The sequence below is a fragment of the Streptomyces sp. NPDC038135 genome (assembly GCF_055601245.1).
Genome location: NZ_JBVJXS010000006.1, coordinates 139,887 through 160,617, shown reverse-complemented (window position 1 = coordinate 160,617; position 20,731 = coordinate 139,887). Strand labels below are relative to the sequence as shown.

The following is a 20,731-nucleotide window of genomic DNA, read 5'->3' as shown; positions in this document are numbered from 1 at the left end:
TCGCTGGGGAGAGGGTGGGGGGGGGTTGTGTGTTGTCTGAGGTGATGGGAGGGCGGGTGCGTGTTCTTCCGACCCCCTCTCTCGCGTCCGGGGGGGGTGCCTCAGTGATGCGCGGCCGGGGCGCCCAGACCGGCGGCCCGGCGTCCGCCCGGCCCGCGTTCCGCGGCGAGCACGCGTTCCGCGAGGACGCCGAAGACCAGTCCGAACGAGGTCCACAGCGTCGCCTGGACGGCCAGCGCGGCCAGACGGAACTGCCAGAGCAGGCTCGGGGAGAAGTCCTTGGGGACCTCGTCGACGGCCGGCAGGAACGCGTAGGCGAGCCCGGCGGCCAGGAGGAAGAACGCGCCCGCGGCCACCGTCGCGTTCCAGTTGCCCAGCCGGGGGGCGAGCCGCTTGCCGAGGATCACCGTGGCGACCGCCAGCAGCACGCTCAGGACCAGCATCAGGAAGTACAGCGCGGTGCGCCTGCCGATCGTGTCGGGGTCGCCGACGGATGGCGGATTGGCCGGGTACTTCAGGAACGGCACGACGTAGACGGCGACGAGGCCCGCGGCCGCCAGGAGCAGCGCGCTCGCGCGGGGCCCGAAGCGGCCTACGCGGCCCAGCGCGAAGCAGTAGGCGAGGGCGGCGATGCCGCCGAACGCGATGCCGTAGACGAGCACGCCGGTGGACAGGCCGGCGGTCGACTGCATCGTGCGGGAGACCGCCTCCACGCCGTGTTCGTGGGAGTGCGCCTCTTCGTAGGCGATGGCCGCGTCGACACGCGGCTCACCGAGGAAGTAGGCGACGACGAGGGCGAGCAGGCCCGCGGTGAGTCCCGCGAGCATGCCACGCACCAACAGGTTCCGGACGGTTGCCGAATTCATGAGCCCGTGCGCTTCCTCGCCCGGTCAGTGGCAGGGGAAGCCGAGCAGATGCCGGGCGTCGTGCACCCACTCGTGCACGTTCTCACCGGACGTCACGGAGGTGGCGCCCTGTTCGGCGCCGACGAAGTACAGCAGGACCAGCATCAGGACGCCGAAGAAGACCGCCCAGGGGACGATGGCGCCGATCGGCAGCTTGGCGGGAAGGGCGGTGGGGGTGGGCTGAATGGCGGACTGCGCCATGGCAGGACCTCCTGGGGAACTCGCGTCCCTGCTCGGTGGTGCACGGGACGACGGGCGGGTCTGACTTGCCCGGCCCGCACCGGGATGGGTGCGTATAGGGCTCACAGTGGCGCGACCGTGCCGGATTCCCACCGGCTTCCGCGTTCCGTCGTCTCTGTCGCCGAGAAGGTACCGCGAAGTGCGGGTGCGGCCAAGTGCGCACGGGCCGGGGACTGCGCGCCCCCGCGACCGCCGTAGGCTGTGGAACCCCTGTGCCGAAAGGGCCGTTGACGATGCGGGCGACCTCATGACGACCCGAGTGACGCTGGTCTCACCGGCGATGAACCCCTCCCTGCGGGAGGCCCGCTTCGACGACGGGTGCTCGCTCGACGCGGCCGGCGCCGCGCGCGCCCACGCGGTCGCCGGCGAACTGCGGACCGCCGCGACGGCCCTCGTCTCCCCCACCGTCCGCTGCCGGGAGACGGCGGCCGCGCTGGGTCTCGACGCACGCGCCGAACCCGCCCTGGCGGGCCTCGACATGGGCCGCTGGCGGGGGCGGACCCTCGACGAGGTCGGCGCCGGGGAGCCGGAGGCGCTGGCCCGGTGGCTGGCCGACCCGGCGGCTACCCCGCACGGCGGGGAGTCGGTGCGCCTTCTGTGCGCCCGGGTCGGGGACTGGCTGGAGGAGGCCGCCCGGTGCGCCGGCCGCACGGTGGCGGTGGTCGAGCCGGAGGTCGTGCGGGCCGTGGCCGTGCGGGTGCTCGGCGCTCCGGAGACGGCCTTCTGGCGGATCGACGTACCGCCCCTGACCGCCACCTCGTTCACCGGCCGGGCGGGACGCTGGAACCTCACGCCCGGCACCGCGCTGGGCGGATCGAGCGGCACCCCGTAGACCCCCTCAGGACGCTGACGGACGCGCACTGGACGCCGTTGTGCCCGGCCGTGAGACTGGGCCGGGTCCGACGCCCCCGGCTCCCCAGGACGGTGACCATGCAAGAGGAACTGCCCCGCGTCGAACTCACCCCGCAGGCCGCGGAACTGGTGCGCCGGCTGCGGGCCGAGCACGGGCCGCTGATGTTCCACCAGTCCGGCGGCTGCTGTGACGGCAGCGCGCCCATGTGCTACCCCGACGGGGAGTTCCGCACCGGCGGTTCGGACGTGCTGCTGGCCGAGCTGGCGGTGGACGGGGTCGAGGAGCCCGTGACCTTCTGGATGTCGCGGAGCCAGTACGAGGCCTGGAGCCACACCCGGCTCATCGTGGACGTCGTACCCGGCAGAGGGAGCGGTTTCTCGCTGGAGGCACCCGAGGGAGTACGTTTTCTCACCCGTTCTCGCGTAGTCGACGCCTAGCCGTCCCGCTCGTCACCGTCGTCTGGTGCACTTCCCCCGAGTGCTGATGACGGTTGACGAGGCATCAGGGGGCGCTATGACGCGAGGCGGACGGCGGACGGCGGCAGGCAGATCGGTTCTCACGGTTCTCACGGCGTTCGGCGTCCTCGCCGGCGCGGCTCTGACGGGGGCGGCGCCGGCCGGTGCCGCCCCCCTGGAGAGACCCGGCAAGCGGATCGCTCCGGGGGTCACCTACCGGGAGTTCGACATCACGGCGGCGGCCGGGCGGACCCGCGCCCATCTGCTCACCGTCGACCTGGGCGATCCGCACGTGCGGACGGGCCTGCTGTACCCCGGCGCGGTCGCGGCCCGGGCGACCGTGTCCCGGCTGGCCGACACGGCCGGCGCGGTCGCCGGGGTCAACGGCGACTTCTTCGACATCACCGAGGCCCAGCACCCGGGGGTCGAGGCCACCGGCGCGACCGTCGGTCCGGCGGTGGCGGACGGTCGGGTGCTCAAGGCGGCGGTGCCCGTGGGCCAGCGGTTCGGGCCGGCGCTGCCGCCCGGGACCACCACGCGGGAGGTGCTCGGGGTGGGCGCCGACCGGCGGGCCCGCCTCGACCGCCTCTCGCTCACCGGCTCGGTGACCACACCGCGGGGGAGGTTCCCGCTGGGCGGCCTCAACCAGTACGCGCTGCCGCAGAACTCGGTGGGCGCGTTCACCTCCCGGTGGGGCGCGGCCTCCCGGGTGCGCGCCGTCTGCGGCACCGACACCGACCGGGCGGCGGCCTGCACCACCGACACCTACGAGGTGAAGGTGCGCGGCGGCCGGGTGGCCGACGCCGCCGCCACTCCGGGCAGCGGTTCGATCCCCGCGGGTACCACCGTCCTGGTGGGCCGCGAGCAGGGGGCGCGGGAGCTGCGCGCGCTGGCCGTGGGCGACGCGGTGACCGTCACCCACCATCTAGTGGCGGCCACCGCCAAGGCGCCCTACGCGTTCGCGATCGGCGGCTGTCCGGTGCTCCGCGACGGCAGGCCGGTGTCCGGGCTCGACGACACGGTCTCCGCCGTACGCACCGCCGCGGGCTTCAAGAACGGCGGACGGCGGCTGCTGCTGCTCGCGCTGGACGGCGCCGACGACTCCCGCACCGGCCTGACGGTCGCCGAGGAGGCCGCCACCATGCGGGAGCTGGGCGCCTCCGACGCGTTCAACCTCGACGGCGGCGGTTCGAGCGAGATGGTCACCCGCGACGTGGGCGCGAGCGGGGTGACGGTCCGCAACCACCCGAGCGGCGGCGCCGAACGCCCGGTGCCCAACGGCATCGGGGTCTTCTCCGGCTGACCTCGCCGCTCACGGCCGCAGGCTGCTCACCAGGTCGGCCGTCGCGGTGAGCCCGCTGTGGATGGTGGGCGCCATGCTGGTGCTGGCCAGGTAGAACCCGAGCAGCATGCAGACCAGGGCGTGCGACATCTTCAGCGCGCCGTTGCGGATGAACACCACCGCCAGGATCAGGAGCAGCAGCACCACAGAGATGGAAATGGCCATCGTCAACCTCCTCCGCCACGCGCCATGAGCGGCGTTCGGCCGCAAGTGTGGCGTAGCGGAGGGTTTGTCCGGGTGGCTGACGTGTCCTCCGATCGTGTGATGTCAGGCGGACGGGTGTGCGTCAGGGCAGCGGCGAAGCCCGCCCCCCGGGGAGGGGCGGGCTTGACGCGCCGGGTGTCAGGGCGCCCGGAGGTCGACCAGCGCGGCCAGCGCCTCGCGGTGGGCGCCCGCGGTGCCGTAGGCGATCGAGTCGGCCTTGGCCCGCTTGAGGTGCAGGTGGGCGGGGTGTTCCCAGGTCATTCCGATGCCGCCGTGCAGCTGCACCGCCTCCTCGGTGGCGCGTACGGCCACCGGGCCGGCGTAGGCCTGGGCGACGGTCACGGTGACGTCGGTGTCCGCGCCGGTCGCGAGGGCGTCGGCGGCGGCGCGGGCGGCGGCCCGGAGGCTGACGACCTCGAGCCAGAGCTGGGCCAGCCGGTGCTTGAGCGCCTGGAAGCCGCCGACCGGCCGGTTGAACTGCTTGCGCTCCTTCAGGTAGCGCACGGTCTCGGTCAACGCCCAGTCCGCCACGCCCAGTTGCTCGGAGGCGAGCAGTCCGGCGCCGGCCCGCAGGGCCCGGCGTACGGCCGGTTCCGCGTCGCCGACGCGGCGTCCGGGCACTCCGTCGAGCGTGACGGTGGCGACCGGGCGGGTCAGGTCGAGGGAGACCTGCGGGGTGACGGTCGCCGCCTCGGCGGCCACGGCGTACAGCCCGCCGTCGTCGGCCGGGACGAGCAGGACGTCGGCCGCGGCGGCGTCCGCCACGCCGGTCAGCTCACCGTGCAGCGAGCCGTTCTCCAGCCGTGCGGTGCGATGGGCGGCGCCCGGAGCGGTGTGCAGGCCCACGGCGAGGACGCCGATGGTCCGGCCGGACGCCAGGCGGCCCAGCAACTCCTCGTCACCGCAGGCGAGCAGGGCCTCGGTGGCGACGACCGCGCTGCTGAGGTAGGGCACCGGGGCGACGGCGCGCCCCAGCTCCTCCAGGACGACGGCGGCCTCGCGGTGGGTGGCGCCCTGGCCGCCCAGCGCCTCCGGCACCAGCAGTCCGGCCAGGCCCATGCCGTCGGCGAGGGACTTGAACAGCGCGAGGTCGTGCGGGGCGTCCGACTCGGTGCGGGCGATCACGCCGGCCGCGTCGCAGTGGTCCGTGAGCAGGTCGCGGACCGCGGCGCGCAGCGCCTCTTCCTCCTCGGAGTAGAGGAGATCCGGCTGGGTGCTCATCGGGCCAGGTCCTTCCAGGCGACGTCCTTGTCGGTGCGCGGCTCGGCCGGCAGGCCCAGGACGCGCTCGGCGACGATGTTCAGCAGGACCTCGCTGGTCCCGCCCTCGATGCTGTTGCCCTTGGAGCGCAGGTAGCGGTAGCCGGCGTCGCGGCCGGTGAAGTCCACCAGTTCCGGGCGGCGCATGGTCCAGTCGTCGTACAGCAGCCCCTCCTCGCCGCGGAGTTCCACCTCCAGGCCGCTGATCTCCTGGTTGAGGCGGGCGAAGGCGAGCTTCATGCCTGCGCCCTCGGGGCCGGGCTGGCCCGCGACGAGCTGCTGGCGCAGGCGTTCGCCGGTGAGGCGGGCGACCTCGGCCTCGACCCAGAGCTTCAGCAGCCGCTGGTGCAGGTCGTGGGTGCGCAGCTCCGGCCGCTCGCGCCAGGTCCTGGACACCGGGCCGATCATGCCGCCCTCGCGGGGCAGCCGCATGCCGCCGATGGCGACGCGCTCGTTGTTCAGCGTGGTCTGCGCGACCCGCCAGCCGTCGCCGGTCTCACCGAGGCGGAGGCTGTCCGGGATGCGGACGTCCGTCAGGAAGACCTCGTTGAACTCGGCCTCGCCGGTGATCTGGCGCAGCGGCCGCACCTCGACGCCGGGGTCGGTCATGTCGCAGAGGAAGTAGGTGATGCCCCGGTGCTTGGGCAGGTCCGGGTCGGTGCGGGCGATGAGAATGGCCCAGCGGGCGAGGTGGGCGCTGGAGGTCCACACCTTCTGCCCGTTGACCACCCAGGTGTCGCCTTCGCGTACGGCCCGGGTGCCGAGCGCGGCCAGGTCGGAGCCGGCGCCGGGCTCGCTGAAGAGCTGGCACCAGACCTCCTCCCCGGTCCACAGGGGCCGCAGGAAGCGCCGCTTCTGCTCGTCCGTGCCGTACTTGAGGATCGTCGGGGCGGCCATGCCGAGGCCGATGCCGATGCGCCGGGGGTCGTTGTCCGGGGCCCCGGCGGCCTCGAGTTCGGCGTCCACGACGGCCTGCAGCGAGCGCGGGGCGTCCAGTCCGCCGAGGCCCTCGGGGAAGTGCACCCAGGCGAGGCCCGCGTCGAACCGGGCCCGCAGGAACTCCAGGCGATCGGTCCCGGCCGGCGGGTGTGCGGCCAGCAACTCCTGTGTACGGCGGCGCAGTTCCGCTGCGTCGGTCATGCGACGGCTCCCTTGTCCAGGACCACGGCCACCCGGCCGGTGGTCACCCCGTCGGCGACCCGCTGCACGGCGTCGGCGGCGCCGTCCAGCGGCACCCGCTCGCTCACCAGCGGCTTGATCCCGCCGGACGCGGCCAGCTCGGTGAGCCGCTCGTGGCAGCGCAGGACCAGCGCGGGGTTCTTGGTGTTGTACAGGCCCCAGTGCAGGCCGAGGATGGCGTAGTTCTTCACCAGGGCGTGGTTGAGGGCTGGGCTCGGGATGGCGCCGCCGGCGAACCCGACGACGACGATCCGGCCCTCGAAGGCGACGACCTTGGCGGACTGGGCGTAGGCCTCGCCGCCGACCGGGTCGTAGATCACGTCGGCGCCCCGGCCGCCGGTGGCCTCCTTCACGGCCGCGACGACGTCCTCGGCGTGCCGGTCGACGACCACGTCACAGCCCAGTTCCCGGGCCACGGCGGCCTTCCGCGCGCCGCCGACCACACCGATCACGGTGGCGCCGGCGGCCTTGCCGAGCTGTACGGCCGCGCTGCCGACCCCGCCGGCGGCGGCGTGCACCAGCAGGGTCTCCCCCGCCTCCAGGCGGGCCCGGCGGTGCAGGCCGAACCAGCCCGTCTGGTAGCCGATGTGCAGCGCGGCGGCCTCGGCGTCGTCCAGGGAGTCCGGCGCGGGCAGCAGCGCGCGGGCGTCGGCCACGGCGTACTCGGCGAAACCGCCGTACGGCAGGGCGGGGTTGGCGATCACCCGGCGGCCGTCCTCGGTCTCGGCGCAGATCTCCACGCCGGGCGTGAACGGCAGCGGGGGCCGCACCTGGTACTGGCCCCGGCAGAGCAGGGCGTCCGGGAAGTTGATGTTGGCCGCCCGCACCCGCAGCAGCACCTGGCCGTCACCGGGCGTGGGCCGCTCCACCTCCGCCAGGCGCATCACCTCGCGCGGCTCGCCGTTCTCGTGCACTTGCCATGCCTGCATGCGGGGCCTCCACGGGACTGCTTCGTCTGACCGGGTTCCGACGGCATACTAAGCGGTCGCTTGCCGATCAGGGAACAGTAGTCCGCGTCACTCGCGCCGGGGCCGCGCCCGGACGTGCATCCGCTCCCCCTGGGGCCCGAACAGGCTGAGGAACTCCACCGGCCCCTCCCCCGTCGAGCCGAACCAGTGCGGCACCCGGGTGTCGAACTCCGCCGCCTCGCCCGCCGAGAGCACCACGTCGTGCTCGCCGAGCACCAGCCGCAGCCGCCCCGACAGCACGTACAGCCACTCGTAACCCTCGTGGGTGCGCTGGTCCGGCTCCTGCCGACGCTGCGGCTCCAGGATCTTGAAGGCCTGCAGTCCCCCGGGCTGGCGGGTCAGCGGCCAGAAGACCCGGCCGTGCCGCTCGACGGGCTTCGCCCGCACCACGGGGTCGCCGACCGGCGGGGCGCCGACCAGCTCGTCCAGCGCCACCTGGTGAGCCCGCGCGATGGGCAGCAGCAGTTCCAGGCTGGGCCGGCGCAGGCCGGACTCCAGCCGGGACAGGGTGCTGACGGAGATGCCGGTGGCCTCGGACAGCGCCGCCAGGGTCACCTCCCGGTCCTTGCGGATCCGCCGCAGCCTCGGCCCGACGCCCGCCAGCACGCCGTCGGTGTCCTCGGCGCCCGCTTCGCCGCCGGCGGTCCCGCCGTGTTCGCCGTTCATGTCCTCATTGCAGGATCGGCAAAGAGATTTGTCAATACGGCACCGGCCGCGCGACCGTCGGCGGCGGAGGTGGGTCACATGACCGAGAGCTACGAGGCCGTCGTGGTCGGCGGCGGAGCCGCCGGGCTGTCCGCGGCGCTGGTGCTGGGCCGGGCCGGGCGGCGCACGCTGGTCGTCGACGCCGGCGAGCCGCGCAACGCGCCGTCCGCGCACATGCAGGGCTATCTGTCCCGGGACGGGATGTCCCCCGCGGAGTTCCTGGCGACCGGACGCGAGGAGATCGCCCGGTACGGCGTGGAGCTGGTCCGGGACCGGGTGGTGGACGCGACGCGGGACGGTGACTTCACCCTGACGCCGGCGGGCGGCGGCAGCGTCCGGGCCCGGCACCTGGTGATCGCGACCGGGCTGAAGGACGAGCTCCCGCCGGTCCCGGGCCTCGCCGAGCGGTTCGGCCGGGACGTGGTCCACTGCCCGTACTGCCACGGCTGGGAGGTCCGCGGCCTGGCGACCGGCGTGCTCGCCACCACCGCGCTCAGCGTGCACCAGGCGCTGATGGTCACCCAGTGGTCCAAGGACGTGCGGCTCTTCCTGCACCAGGTGCCGGAGGCGGAGCTGACGGACGTCGACCGGCGCCGGCTGGCCGCCGCCGGGGTCGAGGTCGTGCCCGGTGAGGTGGCCGAGGTGCTGACCGAGGACGACCGGCTCACCGGCGTCCGGCTCACCGGGGACGGCTCCGCGGAAGGCGCGGTCCACGAGCGCGAGGTGCTCTACGTCGCCCCGCGCGCCGTCCCGCGGAACGAGCTGTTCGTGCGGCTGGGCGCCGAGCTGCGGGAGACGCCGTTCGGCAGCTACCCGGTGATCGACGAGCGGGGCCTCACGAGCGTGCCCGGGCTGTGGGCGGCGGGCAACGCGAGCGGCTTCGCCGAGCAGGTCGTGAACGCGGCCGGCCGCGGCTACCGGGCCGGGGCGGCGATCAACGGGGAACTGCTCCTCGCCGACCTCGACGCGGCCGCGCAGGTGTAGACCCCGCCCCCGCGGTGCACCATGACTGCATGCTGCTGACCCGGCTGGCCGAGGTGTCCGGGGAGGTCGCCGCGACGGCGGCCAGATCCCGCAAGACCGCCCTGCTCGCGGAGCTGTTCCGGGAGGCGGAGGCGGACGACGTGCCGATCGTCATCCCCTACCTGGCCGGGCGGATCCCGCAGGGCCGGCTGGGCGTCGGCTGGAAGGTGCTGAGCCGTCCGGTCCCGCCGGCCGGCGCGCCGTCCCTCACGGTGCGCGAGGTCGACGCCCGGCTCGGCGAGCTGGGCAAGGTGTCCGGGCCCGGCTCCCAGGCGGAGCGGGTCCGGCTCGTCGGCGAGCTGATGGGCGCGGCCACCGAGGCCGAGCAGCGCTTCCTGCGCGGGCTGCTCACCGGCGAGGTCCGGCAGGGCGCCCTTGACGCGGTGGCGGTGGAGGGGCTCGCCCGGGCGACCGGCGCGGACCCGGCGGACGTCCGGCGGGCGGTGATGCTCGCCGGATCTCTGCAGACGGTGGCGCAGACGCTGCTGGCCGAGGGGCCCGGGGCGCTGGAGCGGTTCCGGCTGACCGTGGGCCGCCCGGTGCATCCGATGCTCGCGCACAGCGCCTCCTCGGTCGCCGAGGCGGTGGAGAAGCTGGGCGCGTGCGCGGTGGAGGAGAAGCTGGACGGCATCCGCGTCCAGGTCCACCGGGACGGCGACAGCGTCCGGATCCACACCCGCACGCTGGACGACATCACCGACCGGCTCCCCGAGGTGACCGCCGCCGCGCTCGGCCTCGCGGGCGAGCGGTTCATCCTGGACGGCGAGGTGATCTCCTTCGGCGCGGACGGCCGGCCCCGCTCCTTCCAGGAGACGGCCGGCCGGGTCGGCTCGCGCACGGACGTGGCGCGGGCGGCCGGCGAGACCCCCGTCTCCCCCGTGTTCTTCGACGCCCTGTCGGTCGACGGCCGCGACCTGCTGGACCTGCCGTTCGCCGAGCGGCACGCGGAGCTGGCCCGGCTGGTGCCGGAGCCCATGCGGGTGCGCCGGACGGTGGTGTCCGGGCCGGAGGAGGCCGGCGCCGCGGAACGGTTCCTCGCGGACACGCTCGCGCGCGGCCACGAGGGCGTGGTGGTCAAGGCGCTGGACGCCGCCTACAGCGCGGGCCGGCGCGGCGCCTCCTGGCTGAAGGTCAAGCCGGTGCACACCCTGGACCTGGTCGTGCTCGCCGCCGAGTGGGGGCACGGCCGCCGCACCGGCAGGCTCTCCAACCTCCACCTCGGCGCCCGCACGGCGGACGGCGGCTTCGCGATGCTCGGCAAGACCTTCAAGGGCATGACCGACGCGATGCTCGCCTGGCAGACGGAGAGGCTGCGGGAACTGGCCGTCGAGGACGCCGGCTGGGGGGTCAGGGTGCGTCCCGAACTCGTCGTGGAGATCGCCTACGACGGTCTGCAGCGCTCCTCCCGCTACCCGGCCGGCGTCACCCTGCGCTTCGCCCGGGTGATCCGCTACCGCGAGGACAAGCGGCCCGAGGAGGCCGACACCGTCGAGGCCCTGCTGGCGGCCCACCCGGAGGTCAGGCCGTGACGGCCCGGGCGGCGAGGCGCAGCGCCGGACTGCTGCTGTTCCGGCGCGCCGACGACGGGCTCCAGGTGCTGCTCGGCCACATGGGCGGCCCGTTCTTCGCGAAGAAGGACGCCGGCGCGTGGACCGTGGTCAAGGGCGAGTACGACGCGGGCGAGCCGGCCTGGGAGGCGGCCCGGCGGGAGTTCCGTGAGGAGCTGGGGCTGGCGCCGCCCGAGGGGGACGCCGTGCCGCTGGGCGAGGTCGTGCAGCGCGGCGGCAAGGTCGTCACGGCGTGGGCGGTGGAAGCGGATCTGGACCCGGAGACCGTCGCGCCGGGCACCTTCACCATGGAGTGGCCGCCGAGGTCCGGCCGCGCCCAGGAGTTCCCCGAGCTGGACCGGGTCGCCTGGTTCGGTCTCGACCGGGCCCGCGAGGTGATCGTCTCGGCCCAGACGGCGTTTCTCGACCGGCTGGCGGAGCACTCGGTCTGAACAGCGGCGTACGCGTTGCGACGGGCGGTGTCGCGCGCGAAGGTCGAAGCAAGCCCGCTCCCAGGGAGGTCAGCCATGCCCATCGCGACGGTGAACCCGGCGAACGGCGAGACGCTCAAGACGTACGAGGCCATGGGCGAGGAGGAGCTGGAGCGCCGGCTCCAGCTCGCCGAGGCCACGTTCCGCACGTACCGGACGGCCACGTTCGCCGAACGCGCACGGATGATGAACAGGGCCGCCGACCTGCTGGAGGAGGACCAGGAGGAGATCGGCCGGGTGATGACCACCGAGATGGGAAAGCCGGTCAAGCAGGCCCGCGCGGAGGCCGCCAAGTGCGCCAAGGCGATGCGCTGGTACGCCGAGCGCGCGGAGGGACTGCTCGCCGACGAGGAGCCGCCCGAGCAGGACGTGCGGGACTCCGGCGCCTCCCGGGTCCGGGTCCGCTACCGGCCGCTCGGCCCGGTGCTCGCCGTGATGCCGTGGAACTTCCCGCTGTGGCAGGTGATCCGCTTCGCCGCGCCCGCGCTGATGGCCGGCAACGTGGGCCTGCTCAAGCACGCCTCGAACGTCCCGCAGACGGCGCTGTACCTGGAGGACCTCTTCCACCGGGCGGGCTTCACGGAGGGCTGCTTCCAGACGCTGCTGATCGGCTCGGCCGCGGTGGACGACATCCTGCGCGACGAGCGGGTCAGGGCCGCGACGCTGACCGGCAGCGAACCGGCCGGACGGGCCGTCGCCTCCACCGCCGGCGAGATGATCAAGAAGACGGTGCTGGAGCTGGGCGGCAGCGACCCGTACGTCGTCATGCCCTCCGCCGACCTCGACCGCGCGGCCTCCGTCGCCGTGACCGCCCGCGTCCAGAACAACGGGCAGTCCTGCATCGCGGCCAAGCGGTTCATCGTGCACGCCGACGTGTACGACGCCTTCGCGGAGAGGTTCGTCGCGGGCATGCAGGCGCTGCGCACGGGCGACCCGCTGGAAGAGGAGACCGAGGTCGGACCGCTTGCCAGCGAGCAGGGGCGCAAGGACATCGAGGAACTGGTCGACGACGCGAGGCGGTCCGGGGCCGAGGTGCTCTGCGGCGGCGAGCGTCCGGACGGGCCCGGCTGGTACTACCCGCCGACCGTGCTGGCGGGTATCACCCGGGAGATGCGCATCCACCGCGAGGAGGCCTTCGGGCCGGTCGCCACGCTGTACCGGGCCGGCGACCTGGACGAGGCGGTGCTCATCGCCAACGACTCCCCGTTCGGACTGAGTTCGAACGTGTGGACCAGGGACGAGCGCGAGGTGGAGCGGTTCGCCCGGGACCTGGAGGCGGGCGCCGTGTACGTGAACGGGATGACGGCCTCCCATCCGGCGTTCCCCTTCGGTGGCGTGAAGCGCTCCGGCTACGGGCGTGAGCTGTCCGGGCACGGAATCCGGGAGTTCTGCAACATCACCACGGTTTGGCAGGGTGCGTGAGGACCGCGCGGCTACCATCCCGATTGTGAACCGCGAAGTGACCCTGCCTCTGATCGTCGACGACCGCGGTACCTTGCAGGTGGCAGCGGCCGACGTGAGCAAGTTGTTGCGGACCGTGGGCGGGCGGTGGCTGCATCTCGTCGAGGCCGGGGAGCGTCTGGACGAGGACACGGTGGCCGCGTTGACCATCGAACTGGCGAAGCTCGCGGACCGTATCGACGTGGCGTGCATCGCCCACAGCAGCGGGGCGCCGTAGCCCTTCCAGGCGGTTCCGCAGCGTGTTCGTCCCTGACCGCTTGTCACCGGTTCGGAGTAGTCCGACGCGAGATCGTCGCCCCGTCGGGTGAACCTGGGTGGACCACCTTCTGACGGCGGGCGAAGGCCTGCCGGACGGCGAAAGCAGGGACGGCTCATGGCGACTTTGTGCAGACCCTCGGTGTCCGTACCAGAGCATGTGATCACGATGGAGGAGACGCTGGAGCTGGCGCGCCTGCACCACGCGGACCACCCCCAGCTCCCGCTGGCCCTCCGCCTGATCGAGAACACGGGCGTCCGCACCCGGCACATCGTGCAGCCCATCGAGGAAACCCTGAAGCACCCGGGCTTCGAGGACCGCAACAAGCTCTACGAGGCGGAGGCCAAGGCCCGCGTCCCCGCGGTGATCCAGCGGGCGCTCGACGACGCCGAGCTTCTGACGACCGACATCGATGTCATCATCTACGTGTCGTGCACGGGCTTCATGATGCCCTCGCTCACCGCGTGGCTGATCAACGAGATGGACTTCTCGAGCACCACCCGGCAGCTCCCCATCGCCCAGCTCGGCTGCGCGGCCGGCGGCGCGGCCATCAACCGGGCGCACGACTTCTGTTCGGCCTACCCCGAGGCCAACGCCCTCATCGTCGCCTGCGAGTTCTGCTCGCTGTGCTACCAGCCCACCGACCTCGGCGTCGGCTCGCTGCTCTCCAACGGCCTGTTCGGCGACGGCATCGCGGCCGCCGTGGTGCGCGGGCGCGGCGGCACGGGCGTCCAACTGGAGCGCAACGGCTCGTACCTGATCCCGAAGACCGAGGACTGGATCGCGTACGACGTCCGGGCGACCGGCTTCCACTTCCTGCTGGACAAGCGGGTGCCGACCACCATGGAGCCGCTCGCCCCGGCGCTCCAGGACCTCGCGGGCAACCACGGCTGGGACGCCTCCGACCTGGACTTCTACATCATCCACGCCGGCGGCCCCCGAATACTCGACGACCTCAGCAAGTTCCTGCAGGTCGAACCGCACGCGTTCCGGTTCAGCCGGTCGACGCTCACCGAGTACGGCAACATCGCCAGCGCCGTCGTGCTGGACGCGCTGCGCCGGCTCTTCGACGAGGGCGGTGCCGAGCACCGGGCGCGCGGACTGCTGGCCGGCTTCGGACCCGGCATCACCGCCGAGATGACCGTGGGCCGCTGGGTCCAGGACGGCGAGAAGACACGATGACCGAAGAGACCCTCACCGAGACCCTGCCCCCGGTCCGGCACTGGCCGGCGGCCGACCTGACCGGGACGGACTTCGACCCGGTGCTGGCCGACCTGATGAGCGAGGGCCCGGTCACCCGCATCCAGCTCCCCAACGGCGAGGGCTGGGCCTGGCTGGTCACCCGGTACGACGACGTGCGCATGGTGACCAACGACCCGCGCTTCGGCCGCGAGGCCGTGATGGACAAGCAGGTCACGAGGCTCGCCCCGCACTTCATCCCGGACCGGGGCGCGGTCGGCTTCCTCGACCCGCCCGACCACACCCGGCTGCGTCGCTCGGTGGCCGCCGCGTTCACCGCGAAGGGCGTGGAGCGGATCCGCGACAAGGCGCGCGCGATGCTCGACGAGCTGGTGGACGAGCTGCTCCAGGACGGGCCGCCCGCCGACCTGACCAGCGCGGTGCTCAGCCCCTTCCCCATCGCGGTGATCTGCGAGCTGATGGGCGTGCCGGCCGCCGACCGGCACGGCATGCACACCTGGACCCAGCTCATCCTGTCCTCCGCACACGGCAAGGAGCTCAGCGAGAAGGCCAAACGCGAGATGAGCGCCTACTTCTCCGATCTCGTCGCCCTGCGCGAGAACAGCGCGGGCGAGGACGTGGCCTCGCTGCTCGGCGCCGCCGTGGGCCGCCAGGAGGTCACCCTGGAGGAGGCCGTCGGCCTCGCGGTCCTGCTGCAGATCGGCGGCGAGGCGGTCACCAACAACAGCGGGCAGATGTTCTACCTGCTGCTGACCCGTCCCGAACTGGCCGCGCGGCTGCGCTCCGAGCCGGAGATCAGGCCGAAGGCCATCGACGAGCTGCTGCGGTACATCCCGCACCGCAACGCCGTCGGGCTGTCCCGGATCGCCCTGGAGGACGTGGACCTCCACGGCGTCCGCATCCGGGCCGGCGACGCGGTCTACGTCTCCTACCTGGCCGCCAACCGCGACCCGGAGGTCTTCCCCGACCCGGAGACCATCGACGTCTCGCGCAGCCCGAATCCGCATGTGGCGTTCGGCTTCGGCCCGCACTACTGCCCCGGCGGCATGCTGGCCAGGCTGGAGTCGGAGCTGCTGGTGGACGCCCTGCTGGACCGGGTGCCGGGCCTCCGGCTGGCCGTGGCGCCGGCCCAGGTGCCCTTCCGCAAGGGCGCGCTGATCCGCGGGCCCGCGGCCCTGCCGGTGACGTGGTGAGCCGGCGATGACCACCACGGAGGGACTGGCGGTACCCGAAGGGCCCGCGGCACGGGGAGTCGCGCCCGCCCAGGCGGATCCGCCGGTCCAGGAGGCGGCACCGGCCGAAGGGCTGCTGGTGCCGCCGGGCGAGGGCCGGGTCGTGGACACACCGGCCCAGCGGGTGACGTTCAAGGTCACCGGCACCCACTCCCGGACGGCCTCCACCTTCGAGGTGGAGGTCCCGCCGGGGTTCGACGTCGGCGCCCATGTGCACACGCGCAGCGAGGAGCTGTTCTACGTCCTCGAGGGCGAGCTGGACGTGCTCGCCTTCGAGCCACGCATCCGGACTCCCGACAACTGGCAGCGTTGGGAGTCGAGTTCCGGGAGCCGGGTGGTCCGGGCGACGCCGGGCACGGTCATCGTCGTACCGCCCGGCTGCCCCCACGCGTTCGCCAATCCGACGGACACGCCCGCGAGGATGTTCTTCCAGGCGTCCCCGCCGCCGGACCACGAGCGCTACTTCGAGGAGCTGCTGGAGATCCTGCGCGACGGCGGGCCGCCGGACCGCGAGGCGATCGAGCGGCTGCGGCGGCGCTACGACATCGAGCAGCTCACACCGCTGCGGCACAGATGATCTCCGCCCGCCGGCGGCCACCGGGGGCGCGGGGCCGTTCCGGCGCCCGCGCCCCTCGGCGCTAGCGGATCGGCATCCCGGCGAGGGTGCGGGCGATGACCAGGCGCTGGATCTCGCTCGTGCCCTCGAAGATGGTGTAGATCGCGCTGTCGCGGTGCATCCGCTCCACCGGGTACTCGCGGGTGTAGCCGTTGCCGCCGAGGATCTGGATGGCCTGCGCGGTCACCTTCTTCGCCGTCTCGCTGGCGAAGAGCTTGGACATGGAGCCCTCGGCGGCCGTGAACGGCTTGCCGTTGACCGCCATCCAGGACGCCCGCCACACCAGCAGCCGCGCGGCGTCGATCTGCGTGCGCATGTCCGCGAGCTGGAAGGCCACGCCCTGATTGTCGATGATGGGCCGGCCGAACTGCTCACGGGTCTTCGCGTAGTCGAGGGCGACCTCGTAGGCGGCCCGGGCGGTGCCGACCGCCATCGCGCCCACGGCGGGACGCGAGGCCTCGAAGGTGGCCATGGCCGCGTTCTTCACCCGCTCGCCGCCCGCCTTGGCCCGCTCCCGGGCCCGGGCGAGCCGCTCGTCCAGCTTCTCCTTGCCGCCGAGCAGGCAGGAGCCGGGGACCCGGACGTTGTCGAGGATGACCTCGGCGGTGTGCGAGGCGCGGATGCCGTGCTTCTTGAACTTCTGGCCCTGGGCGAGTCCCGGCGTGCCGGCCGGGACGATGAAGGAGGCGTGCCCCTTGGAGCCCAGCTCCGGGTCGACGACGGCGACGACGACGTGGACGTTGGCGATGCCGCCGTTGGTCGCCCAGGTCTTCGTGCCGTTGATCACCCACTCGTCCTTGGCCTCGTCGTAGACCGCGCGCGTGCGCATGGAGGCCACGTCGGAGCCGGCGTCCGGCTCGGAGGAGCAGAAGGCGGCGACCTTCACGTCGTTCTGGTCGCCGTACATCTGCGGGATCCAGGTGCCGATCTGCTCCTCGGTCCCGTTGGCGAGGACGCCCACGGCGGCCAGACCGGTGCCCACAATGGAGAGGGCGATGCCCGCGTCGCCCCAGAACAGCTCCTCCATGGCCATCGGGATACCGAGACCGGTGGGGTCGAAGTACTGCTGCGCGTAGAAGTCGAGGGAGTAGATGCCGACCTTCGCGGCCTCCTGGATGACCGGCCAGGGAGTCTCCTCACGCTCGTCCCATTCGGCGGCCGCGGGGCGGATGACGTCGGCCGCGAAGCCGTGCAGCCACTCCCGGACCTCCTTCTGTTCGTCGTTGAGCTCCATGGTGAACTCGGCCATGTCCCCTCCAGCGGCGGTACGTGCGGTCTTACCAGTGATGTTACTAGCGGTAACGCGAGTGTGTTACCGACCAGTAGGAAAAGTCAACTCCTGATGACGCCTCGGCATCCCGTTCGATGCCGCGGGCGCGGGCAGTGTTAGTTTGCGCAGGCGTCACCGAATCAGCACGGGTGGGGAGACCACATGGACACCACACAGCGGACCGATCAGCAGCGGTCCGCCGACCGCCGACGGCGTGAGCTGCTGGAGGCCGCCGACCGGGTGGTGCTGCGCGACGGCCCGCAGGCGTCGATGAACGCGATCGCCGCCGAGGCCGGCATCACGAAGCCGATCCTCTACCGCCACTTCGGCGACAAGGGCGGCCTGTACGCGGCCCTGGCCAAGCGGCACACGGACGCCCTGCTGGACTCCCTGCGCGCCGCGCTGGACGCGCCCGCCGAGCGGCGCGAGCGGGTGGAGTCCACCCTGGACACCTATCTCGCGGCGATCGAGGCACGGCCGCAGGTCTACCGGTTCCTCATGCATCCGGCGGAGGGCAGCACCGCCGGCGACCAGGGGTTCGACGTCGGCAAGCACAGCGCCCCGCTCCTTCGCCGGATGGGCGAGGAGCTGGCCCAGGTCATCGAGGACCGGGTGGACCTCGGGCCGGGCAGCCAGCAGCTCGCCCGGGTCTGGGGACACGGGATCGTCGGGATGATGCACGCGGCCGGCGACTGGTGGCTCGGCGAGCGGCCGTGCTCCCGGGCCGAGTTGGTCCGCTCGCTCGCCGACCTGCTGTGGGGCAGGCTCGCCGCGGCCGGTGACCGGGTCGGCGGCCCGGGGTTCTGACGCCGGGGCTCAGTCCCCGGCGCGGCCGCCCGGCCGGTGCCAGGCGGCCCGTTCGATCCGCCGCCGCAGCCGCCGGCGGCGCAGCCCCGTCACGCGGTCGGCGTAGACCGTGCCCGCCAGGTGGTCGCACTCGTGCTGGAGGCACCTGGCGAAGAATCCCGTGCCGTGGACGGTGACCGGTTCCCCGGCCGCCGTGAAGCCCTCGACCACCGCGTGGTCGTACCGCTCCGTCCCCGCCTCCAGGCCCGGCAGGGACAGACAGCCCTCCGGGCCCCGGATCGTCACGCCGTCCGTCTCCACCAGGCGCGAGTTCACCACGTGGCCGAGGTGGCGGACGTCCTCGTCGTCGGGACAGTCGTATACGAACACCCGCAAAGGGACCCCGATCTGGTTCGCGGCCAGGCCCACCCCCTGGGCCGCGTACATGGTCGCGAACAAGTCCTCCACGAGTCGGGCGAGTTCGGGGCCGAAGTCGGTGACGTCCGCGCAGGGCCCGTGCAGAACGGGGTCCCCGAGCAGGGAAAGGGGCCGGACGCGCCCGTGGGCGCCCGGGATCGGGCGGTGTCGCATGGCGGCAAGGGTACGGTTCGTTCGACCCATGCCCGCCGCGAGGCGTGGGCCGCGATTCGGGTGTGCGAATGGATCTCGATAGGCTGAGGTCCACACCACGCTGCCGGATGGCCCCAGGCGCGGCGCGTACGCAAGGAGGATCGAGAACTGATGGCAGGCAACTCGGACCCGCTCTCGCCGCGGGCCAAGCTGGCCGTGACCGCGGGCAAGGCGGTCGCTGCGGCATCGCGCGCCGCTGGACGCGGCAGCGGGTCGGTGATCGGTGGCCGGGTCGCGCTGAAACTCGACCCCGACCTCCTCGGACGGCTGGCCCAGAACCTGGACGTCATCCTGGTCTCCGCCACCAACGGCAAGACCACGACCACCCGGCTGATCGCCGAGGCGCTGCGCGCCGCCGGGCCGGTGGTGTCGAACGCGCTCGGCGCCAACATGCCCGCCGGCATCACCTCGGCGCTGGCCGGCGGCTCGGACGCGAAGTTCGGCGTCATCGAGGTCGACGAGAAGTACCTGGCCGGAGTGGCCCGGGACACCGGCCCCAAGTGCATCGCCCTGCTGAACCTCTCCCGGGACCAGCTCGACCGCGCCGCCGAGACCCGGATGCTCGCCGAGAACTGGCGCGAGGGCCTGGCCGGCTCCAAGGCCGTCGTCGTCGCCAACTGCGACGACCCGCTGGTGGTGTGGGCCGCCTCCTCCTCCCCCAATGTGATCTGGGTCGCGGCCGGGCAGATGTGGAAGGACGACGCCTGGTCCTGCCCGTCCTGCGGCGGCGTGATGCAGCGTCCGGGCGAGGACTGGTTCTGCGGCGAGTGCGGCTTCCGCCGGCCCACGCCGAGCTGGGCGCTGTCCGGGGACCACGTCCTCGACCCGCACGGCTCCGCCTGGCCGATCCACCTGCAGCTTCCGGGCCGCGCCAACAAGGCGAACGCGGCCAGCTCCGCGGCCGTCGCCGCCGTCTTCGGGGTGCCCCCGCAGGTCGCCCTGGAGCGGATGTACCAGGTGCAGGCCGTGGCCGGCCGGTACGACGTCGTCCAGTTCATGAACCGCGACCTCAGGCTGCTGCTGGCCAAGAACCCGGCCGGCTGGCTGGAGACGTTCTCCCTGATCGACCCGCCGCCCACCCCGGTGATCCTCTCCGTGAACGCGCGCGGAGCCGACGGCACCGACACCTCCTGGCTGTGGGACGTCGACTACACGCGGCTGACCGGCCACCCGATCTTCGTGATCGGCGACCGCAAGCTGGACCTCGCCGTCCGCCTCGAAGTCGCGAACCAGCAGTTCCAGGTGTGCGACAACCTCGACCAGGCCGTCCAGGCGGCCCCGCCGGGACGCATCGAGGTCATCGCGAACTACACCGCGTTCCAGGACCTGCGCCGCCGCGTCGGCAACTGATCTTCGAAGGGCGATCACCTCATGAGCGACAACCAACTGCGGCTGGTGTGGATCTACCCCGACCTGCTGAGCACCTACGGCGACCAGGGCAACGCGCTGGTCGTGGAGCGGCGGGCGCGCCAGCGCGGCCTGGACGTGGCCCGGCTGGACGTGCGCAGCGACCAGCCGATCCCGACGTCCGGTGACATCTACCTGATCGGCGGCGGCGAGGACCGGCCGCAGCGGCTCGCGGCCGAGCGGCTGCGGCGCGACGGGCACCTGCACCGGGCCGTGGAGAACGGCGCGATCGTGTTCTCGGTGTGCGCCGGCTACCAGATCCTCGGCCACGAGTTCATCAACGACCTCGGCCAGCGGGAGCCGGGCCTCGGCCTGCTCGACGTGACGTCGGTGCGCGGCGAGGGCGAGCGGTGCGTCGGCGACGTCCTCGCGGACATCGACCCGCAGCTCGGCCTGCCGCAGCTGACGGGCTTCGAGAACCACCAGGGCGTCACCCACCTCGGCGCCAGTGCGCGCCCGTTCGCCCGCACCCGGATCGGCAGGGGCAACGGCACCGGAGACGGCACCGAGGGCGCGTACAACGGGACCGTCTTCGGCACCTACATGCACGGCCCGGTCCTCGCCCGCAACCCGCAGATCGCCGACCTGCTGCTGAAGCTGGCGCTCGACGTCAACGCGCTGCCGCCGGTCGACGACCGCTGGTACGAGGCGCTGCGGGGCGAGCGCATCGCGGCCGCGCAGGCGCCCGCGTAAGGCTCGCGT

23 protein-coding genes and 1 riboswitch are annotated in these 20,731 nt (G+C 73.1%); of the genes, 14 read left to right on the top strand and 9 right to left on the bottom strand.

Translation table 11 applies throughout. From position 1 onward, the window contains the following. Positions 1–101 precede the first annotated feature (101 nt). Together ACZ7JA_RS18340 and ACZ7JA_RS18335 are read right to left on the bottom strand one after the other, a co-directional pair. A complete protein-coding gene (locus ACZ7JA_RS18340) occupies positions 102–866 on the bottom strand; it encodes a CbtA family protein (RefSeq protein ID WP_351660261.1) in 765 nt (254 codons plus the stop codon). 24 nt (positions 867–890) lie between these two features. Continuing rightward, positions 891–1,106 (bottom strand): CbtB domain-containing protein, encoded by a 216-nt coding sequence (locus ACZ7JA_RS18335; protein ID WP_351660259.1) that lies wholly within the window; start codon positions 1,104–1,106, stop codon positions 891–893. 53 nt (positions 1,107–1,159) lie between these two features. Next, a riboswitch (cobalamin riboswitch) is annotated at positions 1,160–1,279 on the bottom strand. Between the two features lie 113 nt (positions 1,280–1,392). Here ACZ7JA_RS18335 and ACZ7JA_RS18330 point away from each other — a divergent pair. The 3 genes from ACZ7JA_RS18330 (at position 1,393) to ACZ7JA_RS18320 (ending at position 3,756) form a co-directional block, all read left to right on the top strand. Continuing rightward, positions 1,393–1,977, top strand: a complete 585-nt coding sequence (locus ACZ7JA_RS18330; protein WP_470809159.1) for a histidine phosphatase family protein — start codon at positions 1,393–1,395, stop codon at positions 1,975–1,977. A 98-nt stretch (positions 1,978–2,075) separates the two neighbouring features. Next, positions 2,076–2,435, top strand: coding sequence for a DUF779 domain-containing protein (locus ACZ7JA_RS18325; protein ID WP_351660253.1), 360 nt, complete (start codon positions 2,076–2,078; stop codon positions 2,433–2,435). Positions 2,436–2,511: 76 nt separating this feature from the next. Further along, the gene (locus tag ACZ7JA_RS18320) at positions 2,512–3,756 is read left to right on the top strand and encodes a phosphodiester glycosidase family protein (RefSeq protein ID WP_450745467.1); all 1,245 of its coding nucleotides are present in this window, start codon (positions 2,512–2,514) and stop codon (positions 3,754–3,756) included. A gap of 9 nt (positions 3,757–3,765) precedes the next feature. Here ACZ7JA_RS18320 and ACZ7JA_RS18315 read toward each other — a convergent pair whose 3' ends face one another. The 5 genes from ACZ7JA_RS18315 to ACZ7JA_RS18295 form a co-directional block, all read right to left on the bottom strand. Further along, a complete protein-coding gene (locus ACZ7JA_RS18315) occupies positions 3,766–3,960 on the bottom strand; it encodes a hypothetical protein (protein ID WP_199209621.1) in 195 nt (64 codons plus the stop codon). Between the two features lie 177 nt (positions 3,961–4,137). Continuing rightward, positions 4,138–5,220 carry an acyl-CoA dehydrogenase family protein gene (locus ACZ7JA_RS18310; protein WP_351660247.1) on the bottom strand — a complete coding sequence of 361 codons (1,083 nt, stop codon included), beginning with the start codon at positions 5,218–5,220 and terminating at the stop codon, positions 4,138–4,140. Further along, entirely contained in the window at positions 5,217–6,398 is a 1,182-nt protein-coding gene (locus tag ACZ7JA_RS18305) for an acyl-CoA dehydrogenase family protein (protein ID WP_351660244.1), read from the bottom strand. The genes ACZ7JA_RS18310 and ACZ7JA_RS18305 overlap by 4 nt, the downstream gene beginning before the upstream one ends. Continuing rightward, a complete protein-coding gene (locus ACZ7JA_RS18300) occupies positions 6,395–7,366 on the bottom strand; it encodes an NADPH:quinone oxidoreductase family protein (protein WP_470809155.1) in 972 nt (323 codons plus the stop codon). Before ACZ7JA_RS18300 ends, ACZ7JA_RS18305 begins: the two co-directional genes overlap by 4 nt. 87 nt (positions 7,367–7,453) lie before the next feature. Then, the gene (locus ACZ7JA_RS18295; RefSeq protein ID WP_389296803.1) at positions 7,454–8,071 is read right to left on the bottom strand and encodes a helix-turn-helix domain-containing protein; all 618 of its coding nucleotides are present in this window, start codon (positions 8,069–8,071) and stop codon (positions 7,454–7,456) included. Positions 8,072–8,149: 78 nt separating this feature from the next. On the opposite strand from ACZ7JA_RS18295, the gene ACZ7JA_RS18290 reads away from it, so the two are divergent. The 8 genes from ACZ7JA_RS18290 (at position 8,150) to ACZ7JA_RS18255 (ending at position 15,897) form a co-directional block, all read left to right on the top strand. Then, a complete protein-coding gene (locus ACZ7JA_RS18290; RefSeq protein ID WP_450749642.1) occupies positions 8,150–9,094 on the top strand; it encodes an NAD(P)/FAD-dependent oxidoreductase in 945 nt (314 codons plus the stop codon). 29 nt (positions 9,095–9,123) lie between these two features. Further along, positions 9,124–10,662: an ATP-dependent DNA ligase gene (locus tag ACZ7JA_RS18285; protein WP_470809152.1), complete on the top strand. Its 1,539-nt coding sequence runs from the start codon at positions 9,124–9,126 to the stop codon at positions 10,660–10,662. After that, positions 10,659–11,132, top strand: a complete 474-nt coding sequence (locus ACZ7JA_RS18280) for an NUDIX hydrolase (protein ID WP_351660229.1) — start codon at positions 10,659–10,661, stop codon at positions 11,130–11,132. Before ACZ7JA_RS18285 ends, ACZ7JA_RS18280 begins: the two co-directional genes overlap by 4 nt. Positions 11,133–11,207: 75 nt before the next feature. Beyond that, entirely contained in the window at positions 11,208–12,593 is a 1,386-nt protein-coding gene (locus ACZ7JA_RS18275) for an NADP-dependent succinic semialdehyde dehydrogenase (RefSeq protein WP_470809150.1), read from the top strand. Between the two features lie 25 nt (positions 12,594–12,618). After that, positions 12,619–12,849, top strand: coding sequence for a DUF6213 family protein (locus tag ACZ7JA_RS18270; protein WP_199209628.1), 231 nt, complete (start codon positions 12,619–12,621; stop codon positions 12,847–12,849). Between the two features lie 156 nt (positions 12,850–13,005). After that, the gene (locus ACZ7JA_RS18265) at positions 13,006–14,070 is read left to right on the top strand and encodes a type III polyketide synthase (protein WP_351660222.1); all 1,065 of its coding nucleotides are present in this window, start codon (positions 13,006–13,008) and stop codon (positions 14,068–14,070) included. Beyond that, a complete protein-coding gene (locus tag ACZ7JA_RS18260; protein ID WP_389296797.1) occupies positions 14,067–15,281 on the top strand; it encodes a cytochrome P450 in 1,215 nt (404 codons plus the stop codon). The genes ACZ7JA_RS18265 and ACZ7JA_RS18260 overlap by 4 nt, the downstream gene beginning before the upstream one ends. 118 nt (positions 15,282–15,399) lie before the next feature. Further along, on the top strand, positions 15,400–15,897 hold the full coding sequence (locus ACZ7JA_RS18255; protein WP_470809577.1) for a cupin domain-containing protein: 498 nt from the start codon (positions 15,400–15,402) through the stop codon (positions 15,895–15,897). A 61-nt stretch (positions 15,898–15,958) separates the two neighbouring features. On the opposite strand, the gene ACZ7JA_RS18250 is transcribed toward ACZ7JA_RS18255, so the two are convergent. Continuing rightward, positions 15,959–17,185, bottom strand: coding sequence for an acyl-CoA dehydrogenase family protein (locus ACZ7JA_RS18250; RefSeq protein WP_351660216.1), 1,227 nt, complete (start codon positions 17,183–17,185; stop codon positions 15,959–15,961). Positions 17,186–17,368: 183 nt separating this feature from the next. On the opposite strand from ACZ7JA_RS18250, the gene ACZ7JA_RS18245 reads away from it, so the two are divergent. Further along, positions 17,369–18,013 (top strand): TetR/AcrR family transcriptional regulator, encoded by a 645-nt coding sequence (locus ACZ7JA_RS18245; RefSeq protein ID WP_351660213.1) that lies wholly within the window; start codon positions 17,369–17,371, stop codon positions 18,011–18,013. Positions 18,014–18,022: 9 nt separating this feature from the next. Here ACZ7JA_RS18245 and def read toward each other — a convergent pair whose 3' ends face one another. Further along, the gene (def, locus tag ACZ7JA_RS18240) at positions 18,023–18,583 is read right to left on the bottom strand and encodes a peptide deformylase (protein WP_470809146.1); all 561 of its coding nucleotides are present in this window, start codon (positions 18,581–18,583) and stop codon (positions 18,023–18,025) included. A gap of 150 nt (positions 18,584–18,733) precedes the next feature. Between def and ACZ7JA_RS18235 the strand changes: the two genes are divergently transcribed. Together ACZ7JA_RS18235 and ACZ7JA_RS18230 are read left to right on the top strand one after the other, a co-directional pair. Further along, the gene (locus tag ACZ7JA_RS18235; RefSeq protein WP_351668589.1) at positions 18,734–19,972 is read left to right on the top strand and encodes a MurT ligase domain-containing protein; all 1,239 of its coding nucleotides are present in this window, start codon (positions 18,734–18,736) and stop codon (positions 19,970–19,972) included. 21 nt (positions 19,973–19,993) lie between these two features. Further along, positions 19,994–20,722: a type 1 glutamine amidotransferase gene (locus ACZ7JA_RS18230; RefSeq protein WP_351668591.1), complete on the top strand. Its 729-nt coding sequence runs from the start codon at positions 19,994–19,996 to the stop codon at positions 20,720–20,722. Positions 20,723–20,731: the final 9 nt, after the last annotated feature.